13 protein-coding genes are annotated in these 20037 nt (G+C 64.3%); 6 read left to right on the top strand and 7 right to left on the bottom strand.

All coding sequences use genetic code 11. The features are described from left to right. Positions 1–29: 29 nt before the first annotated feature. The gene (locus AC19YR_RS16145; protein WP_500599227.1) at positions 30–4925 is read right to left on the bottom strand and encodes an alpha-2-macroglobulin family protein; all 4896 of its coding nucleotides are present in this window, start codon (positions 4923–4925) and stop codon (positions 30–32) included. A 272-nt stretch (positions 4926–5197) separates the two neighbouring features. Here AC19YR_RS16145 and AC19YR_RS16140 point away from each other — a divergent pair, with 272 nt between their 5' ends. Further along, on the top strand, positions 5198–6547 hold the full coding sequence (locus tag AC19YR_RS16140) for an MATE family efflux transporter (RefSeq protein WP_095109534.1): 1350 nt from the start codon (positions 5198–5200) through the stop codon (positions 6545–6547). Here the strand turns inward: AC19YR_RS16140 and AC19YR_RS16135 are convergent. The 6 genes from AC19YR_RS16135 to AC19YR_RS16110 form a co-directional block, all read right to left on the bottom strand. Further along, on the bottom strand, positions 6544–7332 hold the full coding sequence (locus tag AC19YR_RS16135; protein WP_095109535.1) for a DUF4123 domain-containing protein: 789 nt from the start codon (positions 7330–7332) through the stop codon (positions 6544–6546). The two genes, AC19YR_RS16140 and AC19YR_RS16135, sit on opposite strands and share 4 nt — an antisense overlap. Next, the gene (locus AC19YR_RS16130; RefSeq protein WP_500599225.1) at positions 7329–8888 is read right to left on the bottom strand and encodes a type VI secretion system Vgr family protein; all 1560 of its coding nucleotides are present in this window, start codon (positions 8886–8888) and stop codon (positions 7329–7331) included. The genes AC19YR_RS16135 and AC19YR_RS16130 overlap by 4 nt, the downstream gene beginning before the upstream one ends. Positions 8889–9126: 238 nt before the next feature. Then, entirely contained in the window at positions 9127–11040 is a 1914-nt protein-coding gene (gene speA / locus AC19YR_RS16125) for an arginine decarboxylase (RefSeq protein ID WP_095109537.1), read from the bottom strand. Between the two features lie 223 nt (positions 11041–11263). Next, positions 11264–11635 carry a translation initiation factor Sui1 gene (locus AC19YR_RS16120; RefSeq protein WP_095109538.1) on the bottom strand — a complete coding sequence of 124 codons (372 nt, stop codon included), beginning with the start codon at positions 11633–11635 and terminating at the stop codon, positions 11264–11266. Positions 11636–11859: 224 nt separating this feature from the next. Further along, positions 11860–12396, bottom strand: a complete 537-nt coding sequence (locus AC19YR_RS16115; protein WP_095109539.1) for an NUDIX hydrolase — start codon at positions 12394–12396, stop codon at positions 11860–11862. Between the two features lie 3 nt (positions 12397–12399). Beyond that, positions 12400–13467, bottom strand: coding sequence for a DUF2333 family protein (locus AC19YR_RS16110; protein ID WP_095109540.1), 1068 nt, complete (start codon positions 13465–13467; stop codon positions 12400–12402). Positions 13468–13726: 259 nt separating this feature from the next. On the opposite strand from AC19YR_RS16110, the gene AC19YR_RS16105 reads away from it, so the two are divergent. The 5 genes from AC19YR_RS16105 to accC all read left to right on the top strand — a co-directional run bounded on the left by AC19YR_RS16105 (position 13727) and on the right by accC (position 19960). Beyond that, the gene (locus tag AC19YR_RS16105) at positions 13727–15397 is read left to right on the top strand and encodes a response regulator (RefSeq protein ID WP_095109541.1); all 1671 of its coding nucleotides are present in this window, start codon (positions 13727–13729) and stop codon (positions 15395–15397) included. Positions 15398–15448: 51 nt separating this feature from the next. Continuing rightward, positions 15449–17413: a methyl-accepting chemotaxis protein gene (locus AC19YR_RS16100; protein WP_095109542.1), complete on the top strand. Its 1965-nt coding sequence runs from the start codon at positions 15449–15451 to the stop codon at positions 17411–17413. A 229-nt stretch (positions 17414–17642) separates the two neighbouring features. Further along, positions 17643–18098 carry a type II 3-dehydroquinate dehydratase gene (aroQ, locus tag AC19YR_RS16095; protein ID WP_095109543.1) on the top strand — a complete coding sequence of 152 codons (456 nt, stop codon included), beginning with the start codon at positions 17643–17645 and terminating at the stop codon, positions 18096–18098. 24 nt (positions 18099–18122) lie between these two features. Continuing rightward, complete coding sequence (gene accB, locus AC19YR_RS16090) at positions 18123–18581, top strand: acetyl-CoA carboxylase biotin carboxyl carrier protein (RefSeq protein ID WP_095109544.1); 459 nt, start codon at positions 18123–18125, stop codon at positions 18579–18581. A 17-nt stretch (positions 18582–18598) separates the two neighbouring features. Next, entirely contained in the window at positions 18599–19960 is a 1362-nt protein-coding gene (gene accC, locus AC19YR_RS16085; protein ID WP_500599220.1) for an acetyl-CoA carboxylase biotin carboxylase subunit, read from the top strand. Positions 19961–20037: the final 77 nt, after the last annotated feature.

Raw genomic sequence — 20037 nt, 5'->3', positions numbered from 1 at the left:
CCACTGGGGCTTGCCCTACTCCTATCCGATCAACGCCCCTTGATAACCATCTGCGCCGGCGCATCGCCCACGGCCTGCCAGTTGGGCCGGTACATCGACTCCACTTGCGGCGGCGGTACGCGGTAGGTGCCCGGGGTGACGGCACGCGCCAGGTACAGCAAGTGCGTGGTGCCGTAGCCGTCCAGGTTCAGGGCCGCGACGTAACGGTCATCGCGGAACTCCTGGTGCTTGAGCCCGGCGTTCTGCATCGATTCGCGCCATTCCTTGACCTTGCTGCTGGCGTTTTCCAGGCTGGCAGCGCTTTGCGCCAGGTTCTGGTTTTCCAGCTCCAGGCCGGCGGGCAGCAGGTCTACCACCAGGGCATCGGGCACGCGCTGCTTGGCGGCAACGGCAATGTGCACCAGCACCAGGTCGCCGCTGGCCAGGGCATTGAGGTTCAACGGCTGGCCGTTCATGCCCAGGTACTCGCGGCGGATGCTCAGGTTCTCGCCCCCTGCCACCGGCGCCTGCACCGGATAACCGGAAATGGTCAGTTGCTGATACACCGCTTCGCTGCCTTCATTGCGCAACGACAGCGGCGAGGCCAGCAGCGGGCCTTCGAGTTTCAACCCCGGTTGGTTGTTGTTCAGCTCGCGGGTTTCGCTGGCGCTGCTCAGTTGCGCGGCCCAGGCGCTTTCCGGCTTGCCCAACAGGCCACGGCCGGCGAGGAACAGCGAGTTGCGTTCCTGGGTCGATAGGTACTGACTGGCCGCCAGTTGATCGGCCAGCTCGAACAGGCGCTCTTCACGCTTGCCCTTGGCCAGGTCGTTTTCTTCCAACAACGCCAGTATCAGCGCTTGATCGCGCAGCGGGCTGCCGTAGTCCGCAAGCCAGCTCTTGCTGCTGCGGGTGGCGGCCAGGCCGGCGATCAGGGCTTGGTCGGCGCGCGGCTGATCGCCCATTTTCTGCAGGGCCACCGACAGTTGCACCAGCGGCAAGCCAGAGCGGGCGTCGGTGCGCCGCTCGAACAGGCTGCGCAGGGCGCCCAGCGGTGCCTGCTGGCTGCGGGCCAGAACCAGGCCGGCGTAGGCCTGCACGGCGAAGCGGGTATGTTCGGCGTTCTCGCTGTAATTGACTTCAATCAGGTTGCGTTCCTGCACATAACGCAGCAGGCGTTCGTTGGCCTTTTTTAGCGCCTCGGGCGGCACGGCGAAGCCTTGCTCGCGGGCGCGCAGCAGGAAATCGGTGACGTAGGCCGTCAGCCAGTATTCCTCTTCGCCGTCCGCGCCCCACAGGCCGAAGCTGCCGTTGTAGCGCTGCATGCCCAGCAGGCGTTCGATGCCCAGTTCGATCTTGCGTTTGCGCTCCGCCTCTGGCTCGCCTTCCAGGCCCAGGCGCTTGAGGCTCGCGGCGTCGGCGTAGAGCGAGGGGTAGAGGCCGCTGGTGGTTTGTTCCGAGCAGCCGTAGGGGTAGGCCTTGAGCGCACGGATCTGCTCGCCCAGGTTCAGCGGCGGGCGGCTTGACAGGCTGAGCAGGGCTTCGCGGCCGGCTGGTTCAAACGCCGCCAACTCGCCTTCGGGCAGGGTCCACGGCTGGTCCTTGAGCACGGCGCGGTAGTGCTTGAGCATCGCCGGGTAGGCCGGGCGCACGCCCAGGGTCCACTCGCGGGTGAACGGCGGCAGGTTCTCGCCCGGCAGGTCGAGGCCATTGACCAACACCTTGACCTTGCCCTGGCCAAAACCGCCCAGGGCCTGCACCGGGATCTGCAAGGTGGTGCGCTGGCCCTGGGCCAGTTGCACGCTATGGGTGGCTTCGCCCGGCAAGCTCAACTGGCCTTCGGCGCTCAGTTGCACCTGGAGCTTCTGCGCCTTGCCCGACAGGTTGGAAAGGTCCAGGGCGACTTTGGTCTGGTCGCCCCCGGCGAGGAAGCGCGGCGCCGACAATTCGGCGATCAGCGGCGCGGCAATCACAGTCTTGGCTTGTGCCATGCCGTAGCGCTCGTCGGTCCAGGCCTGGGCCATCAGGCGCAGTTCGCCGTTGAAGTCAGGGATGTTGACGCTGACTTCCCCTTCGCCCTGGGCGTTGAGAGTCACCGGCGCGCTTTGCAGGGCGACGATGGTGACGCTGGTGTCCGGGCGTTTACCGCCCTTGGCCAGCGCCGCGTCGCCACCAAAGGCCAGGCTGGCCAAGCGGCCCTGGCCGGCTTCGATCAACTGCCCATAAACGTCAAGTTGGTCGGCGCCGTAGGCCTTGCGCCCGAACAGGCTGGAGTACGGGTCGGGCGTGGGGTATTCGGTGATGTTGAGGATGCCCACATCCACCGCAGCCACCAGCACATGCACCTGTTTGGGCACGCTGCCATCGGCGTTTTTCGCCTGGATTTTCACGGTCAGCGGCTGTTTGGGGCGCATTTTTTCCGGCGCGCTGAGGGTCAGGCCCAATTTGCGTTGCGTGCGATCCAGCGGCAGGTGCAGCACGCCGACGGCGCGTTTGGGGGTGATATTGGCCTTGCGCTCGCCCGGGCGGATCACCAAGGCGCTGACGTAGAGGTCATGGCGCGCCCATTTCGGGTCGAGCTGAATGGCGAAGCTCTTGCCCTCGGCCGGTACGTCGATTTCTTCCCACCACAGCGGGCCTTCGGCCGATTCCACCAACAGGTAGCCCTTGCCGGCGGCGGGCGGGGTCACCGTGACGTTGGCGGTGTCGCCATCACCGTAGGCGGGTTTGTCCAGGGCCAGTTTGACCTGGTCGGGGCGCACGGCACCGCCTTCGGCGTTGTCCTGGGCGCGGTAGCCGGCCCAGAAGCGCAGGCTGCTGACCAGCCCGGTCTGCGGGTCTTCGACCTCGACGCGGTACGGGCCCCACTCCACTTGGAAGCTGACCTTGGCGGTGTCGCCGGCCTTGATGTTCAGGCTCTGTTCGTCGAGGTTGAGGAATTTCTCGTTGAAGTGGTAGCTCCAGCCGTCACTGTCGGAGTAGTTCCAGTAGTAGTCGCGGCGCTCGCGCACCAGGCGCACCTTGAGCTGGTTGGCCGCCAGTTTTTGCCCTTGGTTGTTGGCCACCAGCAGCTCGAACTCCACCGGGCCGTCGCCGTCGGTTTCCTCGCCGTCGAACAGCGCACGGATACCCGGCAAACGCTCGGCCGGCCACACCGGTTGCACCACGCGGCGGGTGATGGGCCGCCCGCCCGACTCTTGCAGGCTGGCCTGGACGATCAGCTGCAGCGGCGACTTGGCCTCGGCCCATTTGCTTTCAAGGGCAATGACCGCTTCGCCGTCGGCATCGAGGGCGGTTTCTTCCAGCTCCAGGTCCTGGCTCAGTTCTTCCTCGGTGACCGAGCCGAACTGATAGCCGGGCAAGGCTTTTACCGCTTCGCGCAATGGCCGCACGTAGACCTGGCCACTGAGGCGGTTGCCCGCCGCCGGCGCGCCATAGAGGTAGCGGCCGTTGACGTTGATTTCGGCGGTGGCCGCCGGGGTGATCGGCGCGTCGCTGCCCTTGAGTTCCAGGGCCAGGCGTTCGGGAAGGAAGTCTTCGACGAGAAATTCATAGAGCTGGGGCTTGCCGTCGCCCAGGTCGAACACCAGTTGCCAGCGCCCGGTGGGCGCTTCGCCGGCCAGTTGCAGTTGATACTGGTAGAGGCCGGAAGCGTCGGCGTCCCAGACGAATTTGCGGCTGACCTGCTCGTCCGGGCGCCGTACTTCGACGCTGATGGGCTGCGGTTTGACGGCGTTACCGTCGTTATCGCGCAGCAAGGCGTTGAGCAGCACGGTTTCGCCGGGGCGGTAGAGGTCGCGGGGGCCGAACACGAAGAATTGCAGCGGATGGGCCTGGGGGCCGCCGATGTCGAATTCGGCCAGGTCCAGCGCGGCGCTGTTGAGGCGCAGCAGGCTGGTCTGTTCACCTTGGTGGGCGAGCAGCACTTCGGCTTTTTTCGGCAGCGGCAACTGGGCGTGGCCGCCCTTCTCGGTCTTGCCCTGGCCAACCACGCGACCTTCGTTGTCGAGCAGTTCCAGGCTGACGCCGTCCAGGGCCTTGCCGCCCTCCAGCGCCTGGGCGAACACATCGAGGCGGTTCTGGTAACGGTGTACCGACACGCCGATGTCACTGAGGGTGAAGAGCGTGGCCGGTTGCGAATAGTTGTAGGTGCCCGAGGCGCGCATCACCGCCAGGTACACGCCCGGCTGTTGCAGGGGCTTGAGGCCGGCGATGGGCAGCAGCAGGGTTTCGCGGGTGTTGCGCGCCGGGTTGAGGTCGAAACGCCCGCCGTAGACCAGTTCGGCCATGGGCAGTAACTCACGCGACTCGTAGCTTTGCAGGCTGGTGCTGCGCCCCCACTGGGCGAGGAATGCGGGCAGGGACTCGGGCTTGATGCGGAAGAACTCGACGTCGATCTTGTCGACGTTCAGCGCGATCACCGGCAGGCCTTCGGCCAGGCGCGTGGGCAGCAGGGTGCCACGGCTGGCGAAACCGACGGTGGCTTGCAGGTCGCGGGTTTCGAGGCGGCTGATGTGCTCGGCGGCGAGAGTTGCCTCGTTCACCGCACGCAGCCCGGCGTCAACGGTGAGCACCAGTTTGCGCTGCGGCTCCAGGTGGCGCAGGCGCAGTTCCATCAGGTTATCCGACAGCTCCCAGGCGCCATCGACCTTGCCGGACTTGCTGTCCACCAGGTGCACGCGGTCGGCGAACTTCTGCTGCGGGTCCAAGGGGATGGAAAAACTCACCGACAGGGTGCTGGCGCCATCCAGTTGCACCTCGGAGACGTCCACCACGCTTAACTCGCGCCCGGCGTAACGCTGCTTGAGCGCGTTCACATCCGGCGCAGCCTTGGCGGCAGCGGCAGGCGCGGCCGTCGAGGCGGCGGGCGGGGCCGGGTCGGGGGTCGAAGAATCGCAAGCGCTTAGCAGCGCAAGCGCGCAAGCCAGGAACAGTCCTTTGTTAAGCATGGGGCACTCATCGGCAGGGGCATCGAGGGGTTGAACTATATATCACCGGCGCCCACACGGCTGTGGCGCCGCTCACATTGACCGACAGAGGGCGGTTTGGTTCGCGGGCGTGGCTGATTTCCCCGTAGCAAACGGGTTTGCCCGCGCGGGGGTGCGCAGCAACCCCATGGCGACGTTATGCCGTGGCATTTTTACGGCCGCCGCGCAGCCGAGCGCGGGCTGTGCGCCGGGGGGCGGGCAGCTACAATGCCGCCTCTTGCCTGGAGCCCTTCATGTCTACCCTGCTTAGCGATTGGCGTCACCGCCCCACCCACCGGCGCGTCTGGGCGTTGGCGGCACCGATGATTCTGTCGAACATTTCGGTGCCCTTGGTGGCGTTGGTGGACAGCACGGTGATCGGCCATCTGCCCCACGCCCATCAGTTGGGCGCAGTCGCGGTGGGCGCCAGCCTCTATACCTTTCTCGCCTGGGCGATGGGGTTCCTGCGCATGGGTTCCACTGGGTTCGCCGCCCAGGCGGCCGGGCGCGGCGATGGCGCGGCATTGCGCCAGGTGCTGTTGCAGGGGCTGTTGCTGGCCATGGGTATGTCGGTGCTGCTGGGGGCGCTGGGAGTTCCGCTGAGTGGCGTGGCCCTGCACTTTATGCAGCCGTCCGCCGAGCTGGACCAGCTCACCCGCGACTTCTTCCACACCCGCCTCTTCGGCTTGCCCGCCGCGCTGGCCAGTTATGCCCTGGTGGGCTGGTTCCTGGGCACCCAGAACGCCCGGGCGCCGCTGGCGATTCTGCTGAGCACCAACCTGGTCAACATCGTGCTGAACCTGTGGTTCGTGCTGGAGCTGGACTGGGGCGTGGTCGGTTCGGCGCGGGCCTCGGTGATTGCCGAGTGGACCGGCGCCCTGATCGGCCTGGCCATGACCCGCAAAGCCCTGCGCGCCTACCCCGGGCACATTGCCTGGGCCGCGCTGGCGTTGTGGCAGAGCTGGCGGCCGTTGCTGGCGGTGAACCGCGACATTTTTATCCGCAGCCTCGCGTTGCAGTCGGTGTTTTTTCTTATCACGGTGCAAGGCGCGCGGCTGGGGGACGCCACGGTGGCCGCCAACGCCTTGTTGCTTAACGGCCTGCTGCTCACCGCCCATGCGCTGGACGGCTTGGCCCACGCGGTAGAGGCACTGTGTGGGCATGCCATCGGCGCCCGCGACCGGCCGGCCTTGCGCCGCGCACTGGTGGTGGCCTGCGGTTGGTCGCTACTGGCCAGCCTGGGCTTTGCCGCGCTGTTTGGCCTGGGCGGCCATTTGTTTATCCAGATGCAGACCGACATGCCCGACGTGCGCCAGACCGCGTTCGAGTACCTGCCTTACCTGGCACTGCTGCCGTTGATCGCGGTGTGGAGCTATCTGCTGGACGGCTTGTTCATAGGCGCCACCCGCGCCCGGGAAATGCGCAACGGCATGCTGTTGACGATGCTGCTGGTGCTGCCCTTCGCTTGGGGGCTACAAGGGCTGGGCAACCATGGGCTGTGGTTGACGTTCCTACTGTTCATGCTGCTGCGCAGTGCAACCCTGGCGGTCATCGCCTGGCGCTTGCAGGCCCGCGACCAATGGTTTATCGCCGGCGCCCACTAACCCGAACGTCCCTCCCACACCTGGCGCAACCGGGCCAGGCGTTCGCTGGCGCTGCCCGCCGGGCCTTCGGGCACGCTGGCGTAGGGGTAGCGCAGGCGAAGGCGCAGCCAGTCATCGAGCAGCCCATGCTCGCAAAAACCGTGGCGCAGGCCCTCTTGCAAGTGGCCCCAGATCACCTCGTATTCAAGCTCGGTGTCCAGGCTCCATTGGTAGGCGTGGCGCTCCAGCAGGCATTCTTGCAACTTGCCTTGCTGGCGGCTGTTGAGGCTTTGCTCGATGCGCAAGCGGTGCCCGGGCAGCGCGGGGTTGGTCAGTTGCTGCCAGCCGAGGCTGCCGACCGCTTTGTCGGCCCAGGTGCCGCCATGCCAGAACAGCAGCTCGACCGGCCCCAGCCAGCGGCTCAGTTCGGTGGCATCGCAGGCGTCGAAAAAATAGCTGGCGGTTTGCGGGTTGTAGTAGCTGAGCAACCCCTTGAAGTGCAGGCCGATGGTCACGGTGAGCATGCGCCGCAAATGGCCCAACAGGGTGGGCAGCGAGGCGTTGCTGCCCAGGAATAACCCTGGCCAGGCCAGAGGTTGGCTACGGCACAGCACGGCCAGCGCGGGGTGGCGCTCCAGGTCGATCAGCACCGGCCCCTGCTGCGCCAACGCGCGCAAATCGGTGGCCTCGAACAGCGCGTGCCAGTGCCCGTCCAGCAGGTGCGCCTGTTGGCGGGCCTGGGGCGAACCGGGTACATCGAGCAAGAACCACTGCGCCGCCTGCTGCGGGATCTGTGCCGGGTTCATGCCGCACCACTCTGGCGGAACCGGGCCAGCGCCCGACAGGTACAGACCCGCTCCCGGCAGTGTTTGTAACTGCCGCCGGCCGGCAGCATGCACAGCATCACCAGCGGGTGGCCACCTTGCAGCAGCTCCAGCAAACCTTGCTGGCCCTCGCCTTCATCGCTATGCCCCGATTGCGCCGGGCGGGCGTCCAGCACCACTTGCGCGCCGCACAGGTCAAGCCCGTCACCTTGGGTCTTGACCTGACTCTGGCCGACATTGAATTGCAACTCGCCATCGCCCTTTATCACCAGTTCCAGGTCGCCGGTCACTTCAATGCCACGCCCGGCCTCCATGAACTGGGTGCGGTCCAGGGTCGCTTCGATCACGGCGCGGTCCGGCTCCTGAGGCGGGATCATCCATTGCCCGGCATCTGCGGCCGGTACCTGCTGCCCCGCCAGGTAGCCAATAATCAGCGGGCGGTCAGGGTTGCCTTCGGCAAAACTGACCAGCACCTCCACACCGGGCAGCAAGCCCTTGATCGCTTCCTCAGTGAGCAGCGGCGACACCGCCACCCAGCAGTAGTCCGTGGCGGCCCCGCGCCCCGAGTACAGCCATTCAAAACGCAACGCCACCCGCCCCTGGGCAGCATGCACAGACTGATCGCCCAGAGGCTCGACCACCCACGCCCGCTGGACGATGCCTGTCAGCGGCTCGGCCGGCGGGTGGGCGGGCATGTAGGGCATGTCCAGGGGGTGGGCGCGGAAATGGTTGCGATAACCGCCGCTGTCGGCCGTATCGGGTGCTCCCCAGCGCCCGCCCTGGTGCTGCACGCCCGTCAGCAGCCACAGGCGGTTCCAGGCGCTGCGGCTGTGCCCGGCCAGCGGCAGGATGACGCCGCTGCGCAGGTCCACCAGGTCACTGTGGCCTTCGACCGGGCCGGGGCTGCCCAGCCCGAGGGGTTCGCGCAATTGCAGGTGGAAGCGCTCCGTGCCCAGCAGGCGCGGCGGTTGCCGGGCGAAAGCCTGGTGGGTGTCGGCAAACACCAGGCAATGGCCGGCCCGGTGGTGCTCGAAGTGGTAGTGGATGTTTTCCTGGGCGCACAGACGCTGGAGAAATTGCAGGTCGGTCTCGCTGTACTGCGTGCAGTAGTCGCGCACCGGGTAGTCGCCGACCAGGTCGAAACGCCAGCCCTCCTGGTGAATGCCGTGCTCGCGCAACACTTGCATGAGGATTTGCGGCACGCCCAGGTCACTGAACACCCGCTGATTGAAGCGCTGCCCCAGGCACGCCAGTTTCGGCCCCAGGCGCAAGCGGCATACGGCGGGCCGGGCCAAGGGGTCGGCCTGGACCACGCCGTGGATTTGCCCGTGGATGCCGCAACGGCCGTCCATGTGCAAGTAGGCATCGCGGTACATCAGGCGCCCGGCGTCAGGTGCCAAGTCGCCCACCTGCACCTGCAGGTCGAAGACAAAGGGTGTGCTAATGGCCTCGGTGCCCGTGAACGCCAGCACCTCGAAGCCGCGGCCCTGGCCCGCTATATCCAGACGAAATAAAGGCTCGCAGGCTGGATCAGGCATTGGCGTCTCTCTAACAGGAAGGGCGACTGGGGATTCTCTCCGAGAGACCGGTTCGAGTAGAGAGCAAGAGGGCAGATCAGGAACAGACCTACACAAAAAACAGACAAACCTACTGGAGCGTTAGGGCAACCCTCGGGTCGTCTGAAAAACCCCTTACATATAGAGGAAAAACCGTACACGCCAAATCGAAAACGCCCCGCATAGGCGGGGCGTTTTCAGGCATAACGAGGCTGCTACCTCAAGACGACAGGTACGACGAACGCGTCAGACCCAGGCGCAACGCATCCAGGTATTGGGTGCGCTCGGCGGCCGTGATCTTGGCGCTGGCCACTTTGTCGCGATAGTGGGTCATCAACTCCTCGGGCGACAAATGCACATAGCGCAGCATGTCCTCGATGGTGTCGTGGGTCTCGATGCCGGCGTGGTACACCGTGCCGTTGGGGTTCTGGTAGATGTTCACCGAGTCGGTGTCACCGAACAGGTTGTGCATGTCGCCGAGGATTTCCTGGTAAGCGCCCACCAGGAAGATGCCCAGCAGATAATCCTCGCCTTCGTTCAAGCCATGGACCGGCAGGCTGGTCTCGATGCTCTGCTCATCGACGTACTGCTTGATCTTGCCGTCGGAGTCGCAGGTCAGGTCTTGCAGCACCGCGCGGCGCAGCGGCTCTTCATCGAGGCGGTGCAGCGGCAGGATCGGCAGCACCTGGCCGATGGCCCAGGTGTCGGGCAGGCTCTGGAACACCGAGAAGTTGCAGATGTACTTGTCGGCTAACTTGTCGTTGAGTTCGTCCAGCACCTGGCGGTGGGAGCGTTGGCGGGCCTTGAGGGAGTTGTGCAGGCGCCGGCACACGGCGAAGTAGCACTGCTCGGCCAAGGCTTTTTCGGCCAGGGTCAACTTGCCATCGGCGTACTGGGCGGCCACATCGCTCATGTAGTGGGTGGCGCGCCAGTAGGTTTCGGTGACCATCTCAATGTCGGTCGGGCCCAAAAGGTCCACCAGCCATTGCACGGTTTCCGGCAGGTTTTCCTTGTTCTCGATCACCGGCACGTCGTCGTTGTGTTTCTCGACATCGGTGACCTGCACCACCAGCATGGCGTGGTGCGCGGTCAGGGAACGGCCGCTCTCGGAGAAGATGTTGGGGTGCGGCAGGTTCTGCGCGTCGCAGAACTCCTTGAGCATGCCGACCACGACACCGGCGTAGTCGTCCATGTCGTAGTTGATCGAACTGGCGTTGCGCGAATGAGTGCCGTCGTAGTCCACGCCCAGACCACCACCGACGTCGATGTGATCGACCGGCAGGCCCAGGTTGCGCAACTCGCCGTAGTAGCGGATAGCTTCCTTGAAGCCGTGCTGGTAGTCCGCCAGGTTGGCGATCTGCGAACCCATGTGAAAGTGCAGCAGGCGGATGCCTTGGTCCAGGCCCGCGTCGCGGAAACGCTCGACCACCGACAGCAGTTGCGCGGCCGACAAGCCGAACTTGGATTTCTCACCGCCGGTGTCTGCCCACTTGCTCGACGCCAACGACGACAGACGCACCCGCAGGCCGACCTGAGGCTTGACCTTGAGGGCCTTGGCTTCTTCGATCACCAGTTCAACTTCGGACTCTTTCTCGATCACGATGAACACGTTGTGACCCAGCTTCTGCCCCATCAGGGCCAGGCGAATGAACTCGCGGTCCTTGTAGCCGTTGCAAACGATGGTGCCGCCCTTGGGCGCCAGGGCCAGCACCGCCAGCAGCTCCGGCTTGGAGCCGGCTTCCAGGCCGATGGACACGTCCTGGGTGGCGATGATGTTCTCGATCACCGCCTCTTGCTGGTTGACCTTGATCGGGTACAGCGCGGTGTATTTGCTCTGGTATTCCAGGCGCGCGATGTTGGCGTCGAAGGCGCCGGTCAGTTGGCGTACGCGGTCTTGCAGGATATCGGGGAAGCGCACCAGCAACGGCAGCGACAAACCGCTTTGGCGCAGTTGATCGACTTGCTCGTACAGATCGATAGGCGAGCTGTTCGGGCCGTTCGGACGAACTTCGACGCGACCGGCGTCATTGATCGCGAAATATCCGGCCCCCCAATGGCGAATCCCGTAAACACTGCGGCTGTCCGCAACTGTCCATTGGCTGCCATCGTCTTTGCGTGTGCGTCGTACGGACATCGAAGTCCCCTATAAATGAAGTCAAAGAGCACCGGCCCAATCAGAGGCTGGCGCAGTCTAGAGAATGAAAATGACGGTTTGCCTGTAAGGGAGGTAGACCTCGCTGCCAGGACAGAGTTTAGAAACCAGTCAGAACAGGCTCTGTGAAAACCATGGAGACGACGCCAAGCCCTGTAGGAAAACAGGACAAAGAGTCAAGCCGAGGTGGTTTTCACAGAGGCTGCTAGCCGCCGGACTTCTTCGCCTTGAAGCCGTGCTTGAGCAACTCGGCCAGCAGCAGTTCGACGTGATCGCCCTGGATCTCGATGACCCCGTCCTTCAACGCCCCGCCCGTGCCGCAGCGCTTTTTCAGGCTGGTGGCCAGGTCTTTGAGCGCGTCTTCGGCCAGCGGCACGCCGCTGATGGTGGTCACGGTCTTGCCGCCACGGCCCTTGCTTTCGCGGCGCACGCGGGCAATGCCGTCGCCGGCCGGGAGCAGGGTCTGTTTGCAGATACAGGCCGCCACGGGCTGGCTACAGTCCGGGCAGTGGCGACCTGCGTCGGTGGAAAATACCAAGCCACCGAGGGCGGCGAAGGATGCGGCTTTTTTGGCCACCGGCAATCCTCTTGTGAGGACAAAGACTGGTCGAAGCACTTTGGCAAGGGCCCTCGACCGCGAAGCCCCACTCAGGCAGGGGCAGCGCTACTGAACCGGGCCAGGCCGGTGCAGCTTGAAAAGTCGCGCAGTGTAACGGCAAATTGCCTACTTGCTAAGAGCCAATTCGCGCAAATTTATGCGACTTTTGCGACTCGCTAAGCAGAGGGTCCGCGGGTGTCTGGCTATAGCGGTCGTTTCAGGTAGCGCTGCAATGCCGCCAGGGAGTCTGGGCAGTAGGGCTTTTCCTTGATCTCGCGCAGCACCACGTCCATGGGCAGGAAATGAGCCCGCTGCACTTCCTCGGGCTGCAAGCGCAACGGGCCGTCCCAGACCGCGGAAAACGCCGAGCACCACAGGCGATTGCCCGTGTCCTCGAAGTAGAAATGGTCGTGGGCGGTCAACTCGACACCGGCCACGCCCAGCTCTTCTTCCAGTTCCCGGGCCGCCGATTCGGCGTAGGTTTCGCCCGCCGCCACCATGCCCCCTGCCGCCACGTCCCAATAAGCGGGGTAGATGGCTTTGCTCTCGGTGCGCTGATGCACGCACAGCTCACCGGCAGAGTTGAACAGCAGGATGTACGTACCGCGCCCGATCAGGCCGCGTTCGCGCAAGTCACGTCGCACCAGGGCGCCGAGCAGGTTGTCCTGCTCGTCGACCCAGGCGATGGTTTCGGCATCGGAGGCCGCCCGGTGGGCCGCCTCGTTGGACGCATCGACCATGGTTCAGCCCTGGGACAGCAGCTGACGCAAGTCGATGACCGCGGCATTGGCCCGGGAAATGTAATTGGCCATCACCAGCGAGTGGTTGGCCAGCACGCCGAAGCCGCTGCCGTTGAGAATCATCGGGCTCCACACCGGCTCCTGGGACGCCTCCAGTTCACGGATGATCTGGCGCACGCTGACCGTGGCGTTTTTCTTGGCCAGCACGTCGGCGAAATCGACTTCGATGGCGCGCAGCAAGTGGGACAAGGCCCAAGCCTGGCCACGGGCCTCGTAGAACACGTTGTCGATCTGCATCCATGGCGTTTCCACCACTTCTTCGTCCACTTGCAGGATCTGCCCCGGCGCCGGCGCCTCGGTTTTCAGTGCGGTGTTGAGCTTGACCCGGCCGACGCTGGCCGACAGGCGCTGCGACAGCGAACCCAGGCGCGTGCCCACGTCGCCCAGCCAGTTGTTCAGGTTGTCGGCACGGGAGTAGAACAGCGCGCCCTTCTGGTTCGGGTCGGACAACCGCGCCTGGTAACGGCTCAGGGAGTTGATGCCTTCCTGGTATTCGGACTCGCTGGACGGCAGCACCCAGCTCTTGTTGTCGAAGTTGAAACGCGGCTCGGCCTTGGCCAGGTCGGCGTCCTCGGCGGACTGCGACTGGGAGCGGGCGAAGTCTTTACGCAGGGCGCGGCTCAAGTCGCGCACCTGCACCAGCACGCCGTATTCCCAGCTCGGCATGTTGTCCATCCACAGGCCCGGCGGGAAACGGTCGTTGGAAATGTAGCCACCCTGCTTGCTGAGCAACGTGCCAGCTACGGTCTTGAGGGTTTCCACCGTGGTGTAGCCGATGACCATCGGCTTGCCTTCTTTCTCGGCCGCCACCTGGGCGTTTTGCTGCACCGGGAACAGCGCCGGCTCCTGGCTCCAGTACCAACCCAAGGCAATGGCCACCAATAAATACAGGCCGACCAACGTCGCCAACGCGCGGCTGAACAACAGCCCACCAAAATAGCTGCGGGTCGCCGACTTGGGTTGCGCGGCATGTTCAGGCGCGCTACCTGCGCGGTTCTTCCAGTCCAGCATGGCTATGTCCTTTCAGATCTGGGGATTCATCGGTTCGACCGCAACCTTACAACAACGTGCCTTTTACCGGCACCGGCGATTGGTTTAAACCCCAACTATCTGCGCCAACGCGCTGAAGAAGGCAAATTGACCCAGCGGTCAAAAACTGAATCGTGCCACCCAGCAGATTATTGACGTACGACACTCATCCCACTGAAAAGAGGTGCTAGCATAGAGCCACCAGTCGACCTCAGCATGCAGCCTAACTAGTAGTCAGGATATGACCGAGCCAGAAGACCCCAGCCGCGAGCGCCTCAAGCACCACTTTGCCCAGCGGGTAATTCATCAGGCACGTCAGATACTTGAGATATGGCAGCGCCTGCAACGCAGTGAGTGGTCCAACGTCGACCTGTCGGAGTTGGGCGAAGCCAACCTGCGCCTGCTGCGTTTTGCCGAACGCTTCGAGCAACCCGAGCACACGGTGCTGGCCCGCAGCATCAGCCAGGCGCTGCAAGCGGTGGACGCCAACCGCGGGCGCTTAAGCAGTGAACTCATCACCGACCTCAATCGCCTGATGCAACGCCTGTCGCGCACTGGCCTGCGTCACGGCGACCAGTTCGAGCAAACCTTCCTGCCGCCGCTGCGCAAACCCATCTACGTGATGCTGCAAGACCACGACCGCGCCGAGCGGCTGGCCAAGCAACTGGAATTCTTCGGCCTCAGCGCCCAGTCCCTGGATAGCATCGAGGCGTTCCGCGCCTCTCTGGTCGAACGCCTGCCGGCGGCCATCGTCATGGACGTGGATTTCTGCGGCCCGGGCATGGGCCTGGTACTGGCCGCCGAAGCCCAGGAAGGCCTGGAGCACAAGCTGCCGCTGCTGTTTTTCAGCCTGCACGAAACCGACACCCCCACACGCCTGGCGGCGGTGCGGGCCGGGGGCCAGGAGTTTTTGACCGGCACCCTGGAGGCCTCCAGCCTGCTGGAAAAAATCGAGGTGCTGACCTGCGTCGCCCAGTACGAGCCTTATAAAGTGCTGATTATCGATGACTCCCGCGCCCAGGCCCTGCACACCGAGCGCCTGCTCAACAGCGCCGGGATCGTCACCCGCACCCTGATCGAGCCGATCCAGGCCATGGCCGAACTGGCGGACTTCCAGCCCGACCTGATAATCCTCGACATGTACATGCCGGCCTGCACCGGCACGGAACTGGCCAAGGTGATCCGCCACAACGACCGCTACGTCAGCGTGCCGATCATCTACCTGTCGGCCGAAGACGACCTGGACAAGCAGCTCGACGCCATGAGCGAGGGCGGCGACGACTTCCTCACCAAGCCGATCAAGCCGCGCCACCTGATTACCACCGTGCGCAACCGCGCCGCCCGCGCCCGCCACCTCAAGGCGCGCATGGTGCGCGACAGCCTGACCGGGCTGTACAACCACACCCACATCCTGCAATTGCTCGAAGACTGCAGCTTCCGTGCGCGGCGCGAGAACAAGCCGCTGAGCTTTGCCATGCTCGACATCGACCACTTCAAACGGGTCAACGACAGCCACGGCCACCCCATGGGCGACCGCGTTATCAAGAGCCTGGCGCTGTTTTTGAAGCAGCGGCTGCGCAAGACCGACTTCATCGGGCGCTACGGCGGCGAAGAATTCGCCATTGTGATGCCCGACACAGACGTTGAATCGGCCTACAAGGTGCTCGACCAAATCCGCCAGCGCTTTGCCGAAATTCACTACCCGGCCCAGCCCCAGGATTTGTGGTGCACCTTTAGCGCCGGGGTGGTGGAACTGCGCGAAGGCTCTGACAGCCTGATGATGGCCAGCCAGGCCGACGAAGCGCTGTACCGCGCCAAAGATGCCGGGCGCAACCGGGTACAAGCGGCCCAGCAATCAAAGCAAAGTGCCATCTTTTCACCGGAATCCACCGAAGCCGTCACAACCCCGTAACACAAACGCAATAAATTCAGGCGCTTACCTCTGTCACTGGTAGAGACTTAGATGCGCCTCAAGCGTTTGACCAATCTCAACACCCTCCTGCTGGTTGCCGTCTGCCTGGCCCTGGCCGCCACCCTGTGGTGGTCGCAGCGGGCGCTGGAGCGCCCCTACCTGCTGATGGAGCGCTACCTGGGCCTGTCGCAGCAGTTCCAGAACCAAGTGGCGCGCAACATCGAAGACTACCTGGCCAACGGCGACGCCCTGCGCTTGAGCAGCGCCAGCCAGGCCATGGATGCCTTGCAGCAGGAGCTGGCGGCTATGCCCGCCGACCTGGCCGAGCGCGTGCGCCCGAGCCTGAGCGAACTCATCGACTTCAGCAAAACCGACCTGTTGGCCGCCGGCAAACTGGCCGGCGACCCGCAAGCCTTGCTGTTGCAAGCCGAGCGCGAATTGGCGGCCAGTGTCGAGCAACTGAACCAGTACGCCAGCGGCGCCGGCGCCAACCCTGCCGCGTCGGGCTACTTGCCGCTGCTGTTCAACGCCTCCCAGCACCTCACCACCCTGTCCCTGGCCCGGGAAAAACTGGTCAGCAGCGGGCGCGCCGAACTGGCCGCCGACGTCGAGCGCGAAGTGGACAACATCCGCGCCCAGGCCGAACGCCTCGACGCCCTCCCCTTGCTCGGCGTCGCTGCCAGCAGCGACTCCAACAGCAACGACTTCGCAGCGCTGATGGGGCTGGAAAGCAATGAACAGAAGGTCGCTGAAGATGCAGGGATCGGCCTCAAACGTGAACTCAATAGCTTGCTCGCCCGTTACCCGGCGGAATTGGCCCGCACCCGCAGCCAAATCGAACAACGGGCTGGCCTGGGCGCCGCCACGCGGCAAAAAATCAGCACCGTGCAGCTCGCCATCGCCGGCCTCGAACCCACCGTGCGCGCCCAACACGGGCAGATACAAAGCGAAGTGCGGCTGATCCAAGGCCTGATGATCGGCCTGATCCTGCTGATCGCACTGTTGATCGACACCTTGCAACGCCGCCTCGCCCGCGTCCTGACCAACCTGGCGCCGGCCCTGTCCACCTGGGCCGAGGGCGATTTCAGCCGCGACATCAAATTGGGCCCCACCAACCGCGAACTGCATGACATCGAAGCATCCCTCAATCGCCTGCGCGCCTATCTGGTGGACCTGGTGGGCACCATCCGCCTCAACGCCGAGCAAGTGGCGGCCAGCAGCCATGCCCTGGCCGAGTTGAGCAGCGGCCTGCACGGCGGCGCCGAGCGCCAGGCCGGGGACACCGCGCAAATCCGCGATGCACTCGGCGAGTTGGAAGCCACCATCGTGCAAGTAGCCGGCGACGCCAGCCAGGCCGCCGACGCCAGCCGCCACGCGGGGCTGGCGGTGGAACACGGGCAGAAAGTCATCGGCCAGAGCCTGACCGGGCTGCACGCCCTGGTGGGCGAAGTGCAGGGCAATGCACAAATGATCGAACACCTGGCCGAAGAGTCGGCCACCATTGGCGGCGTGCTCACGGTGATCCGCTCGATCGCTGACCAGACCAACCTGCTGGCCCTCAACGCGGCCATCGAAGCGGCCCGCGCCGGCGAGATGGGCCGCGGGTTTGCGGTGGTCGCCGAAGAGGTGCGCACCCTCGCCCAGCGCACCGCGGGCGCCACCGCCGAGATCCAGACCCTGATCGCCGGCCTGCAACTGGCCGCGCGCCAGTCGGTGGAAGGCATGCGCGCCCAGGTTGAACACGCCGAAGCCACCGCCAACCAGGCCCAGGCCGCCGACGGCGCACTGGACGAAATCGTCGGTGCGATCCAGACCATCGCCGACACCGCCGTGCGCATCGCCGACGTCACCGCACAACAAAGCGGTGCGGTGAGCGAAATCCGCGACCACAGCGAGCGCATCCATCTACTGGGCGGCGACAACCTGCTGCGCATCGGCGAAGGCCGCGAGCAAGGCGACCACCTCCTGGCCCTGGGCGGGCAGCTCAATACGGCGGTGCAGGCGTTTCGGGTGTAGCGCCCGGCCGCTGTTGTGCAGGGATTTTGTAGAACCGAGCCTGCTCGGCGGGGCAGCCTGCGGGCCGGCAAGATCCGTCCCACACTGACCACAAGCGCGCTGCGGGTCACATATCTCGCGCGAACATCGCTCATCGTGCTGGCTATTGCAGGGAACTGGACAGTCACAAAGGCTTTGCGGCATAGTCGCCGGGTTCTGACAACTGCACATCGATAACAAGGAACAGCAGATGGCGACCCTACTGGTGCTGCATGGCCCCAACCTGAACCTGCTCGGCACCCGCGAACCGGGCGTCTACGGGGCAACCACCCTGGCGCAGATCAATCAGGATCTGGAGCAGCGCGCCCGCAATGCCGGCCATCACCTGCTGTACCTGCAAAGCAACGCCGAGTACGAATTGATCGACCGCATCCACGCCGCCCGCGATGAAGGCGTGGACTTCATTGTGATTAATCCCGCAGCTTTTACGCACACAAGCGTCGCATTACGTGACGCGCTGCTAGCGGTGAGCATCCCATTCATCGAAGTGCATTTGTCTAACGTGCACAAACGCGAACCTTTCCGCCATCACTCCTACTTCTCAGACGTTGCAGTCGGAGTGATCTGCGGCCTTGGCGCCAGCGGTTATCGACTGGCCCTGGAGGCCGCCCTGGAACAGCTTGAACAACAAGCTAAACGCCCCTGACCGACCCTTGGGAGTTGACGATTCATGGATATTCGTAAAGTTAAGAAGTTGATCGAACTGCTGGAAGAATCCGGCATCGACGAGTTGGAAATAAAAGAAGGCGAAGAGTCCGTTCGCATCAGCCGTAACAGCAAGACCCCGCAACAGCAATACTACGCGCCAGCCCCAATGGCCGCGCCGGCCGCCGCACCTGCTGCTGCCCCGGTAGCCGCCGCTGCGCCTGCCGCGCCTACCGCCCCCGTGCTCAACGGCACCGTGGCCCGCTCGCCGATGGTGGGCACTTTCTATCGCAAATCCTCGCCTACTTCGCCGTCCTTCGTTGAAGTCGGGCAGAGCGTGAAGAAAGGCGACACCCTGTGCATCGTCGAAGCCATGAAGATGATGAACCACATCGAAGCTGAAACCAGCGGTGTGATCGAATCCATCCTCGTTGAAGACGGCCAGCCGGTTGAGTACGACCAACCGCTGTTCACCATCGTTTGAGCCGCGGAGATTCTTTGATGCACAAACCTGCGAAGTTGGAAAAAGTCCTGATCGCCAACCGCGGTGAAATCGCCCTGCGGATCCTGCGCGCCTGCAAAGAGATGGGCATCAAGACAGTCGCCGTGTACTCCAAGGCCGACAAGGAGCTGATGCACCTGGGTCTGGCCGACGAGTCGGTGTGCATTGGCCCGGCACAAGCGGCCCAGTCCTACCTGCACATCCCGGCGATCATCGCGGCCGCCGAAGTGACCGGCGCCACCGCCATTCACCCCGGCTACGGTTTCCTCGCGGAAAACGCCGACTTCGCCGAACAGGTCGAGAACTCCGGTTTCGCCTTCATCGGCCCCAAAGCCGACACCATCCGCCTGATGGGCGACAAGGTATCGGCCAAGCACGCCATGATCGCTGCCGGCGTGCCGACGGTTCCGGGTTCCGACGGCCCGCTGCCGGAGGACGAAGAAACCGCCCTGCGCATTGGCCGTGAAGTGGGCTACCCGGTCATCATCAAAGCCGCTGGCGGCGGCGGTGGCCGTGGCATGCGCGTGGTGCATAAAGAAGAAGACCTGATCTCCTCGGCGAAACTGACCCGCTCCGAAGCGGGCGCAGCGTTCGGCAACCCGATGGTCTACCTGGAAAAATTCCTGACCAACCCACGCCATGTGGAAGTCCAGGTGCTTTCCGACGGCCAGGGCCACGCCATCCATCTGGGCGACCGCGATTGCTCGCTGCAACGCCGCCACCAGAAGGTCCTTGAAGAAGCCCCGGCACCGGGCATCGACGAGACGGCGCGCCAGGAAGTCTTTGCACGCTGCGTCAAGGCCTGCATCGACATTGGCTACCGTGGCGCCGGCACGTTCGAGTTCCTCTACGAGAACGGCCGCTTCTACTTCATCGAGATGAACACCCGCGTCCAGGTCGAGCACCCGGTATCGGAAATGGTCACCGGCATCGACATCGTCAAGGAGATGCTGAGCATCGCCGCTGGCAACAAGCTGTCGTTCACCCAGGATGACGTGGTAATCCGCGGTCACTCGCTGGAATGCCGGATCAACGCCGAAGACCCGAAAACCTTCATGCCAAGCCCAGGCACGGTCAAGCACTTCCACGCCCCGGGCGGCAACGGCGTGCGGGTCGACTCGCACCTGTACAGCGGTTATGCAGTGCCGCCGAACTACGATTCGTTGATCGGCAAGCTCATCACCTACGGCGCCAGCCGCGACGAAGCCATGGCACGCATGCGCAATGCCCTGGACGAAATCGTGGTCGACGGGATCAAGACCAACATCCCGCTGCACCGTGACCTGGTTCGTGATGAAGGCTTCTGCAAAGGCGGAGTCAACATTCACTACCTGGAGCACAAGCTGGCCGCGCAACACTAAGGCCCGCCGCACTACGACAAAGCCGCCTACGGGCGGCTTTGTCGCATCTGCACTGCTCCTCTGTGGCAGCGGGCTTG

This window comes from Pseudomonas sp. MF08817 (assembly GCF_059862705.1).
Note: the sequence above shows the minus strand (reverse complement) of the source record. Positions and strands in the feature narration are given on the sequence as shown.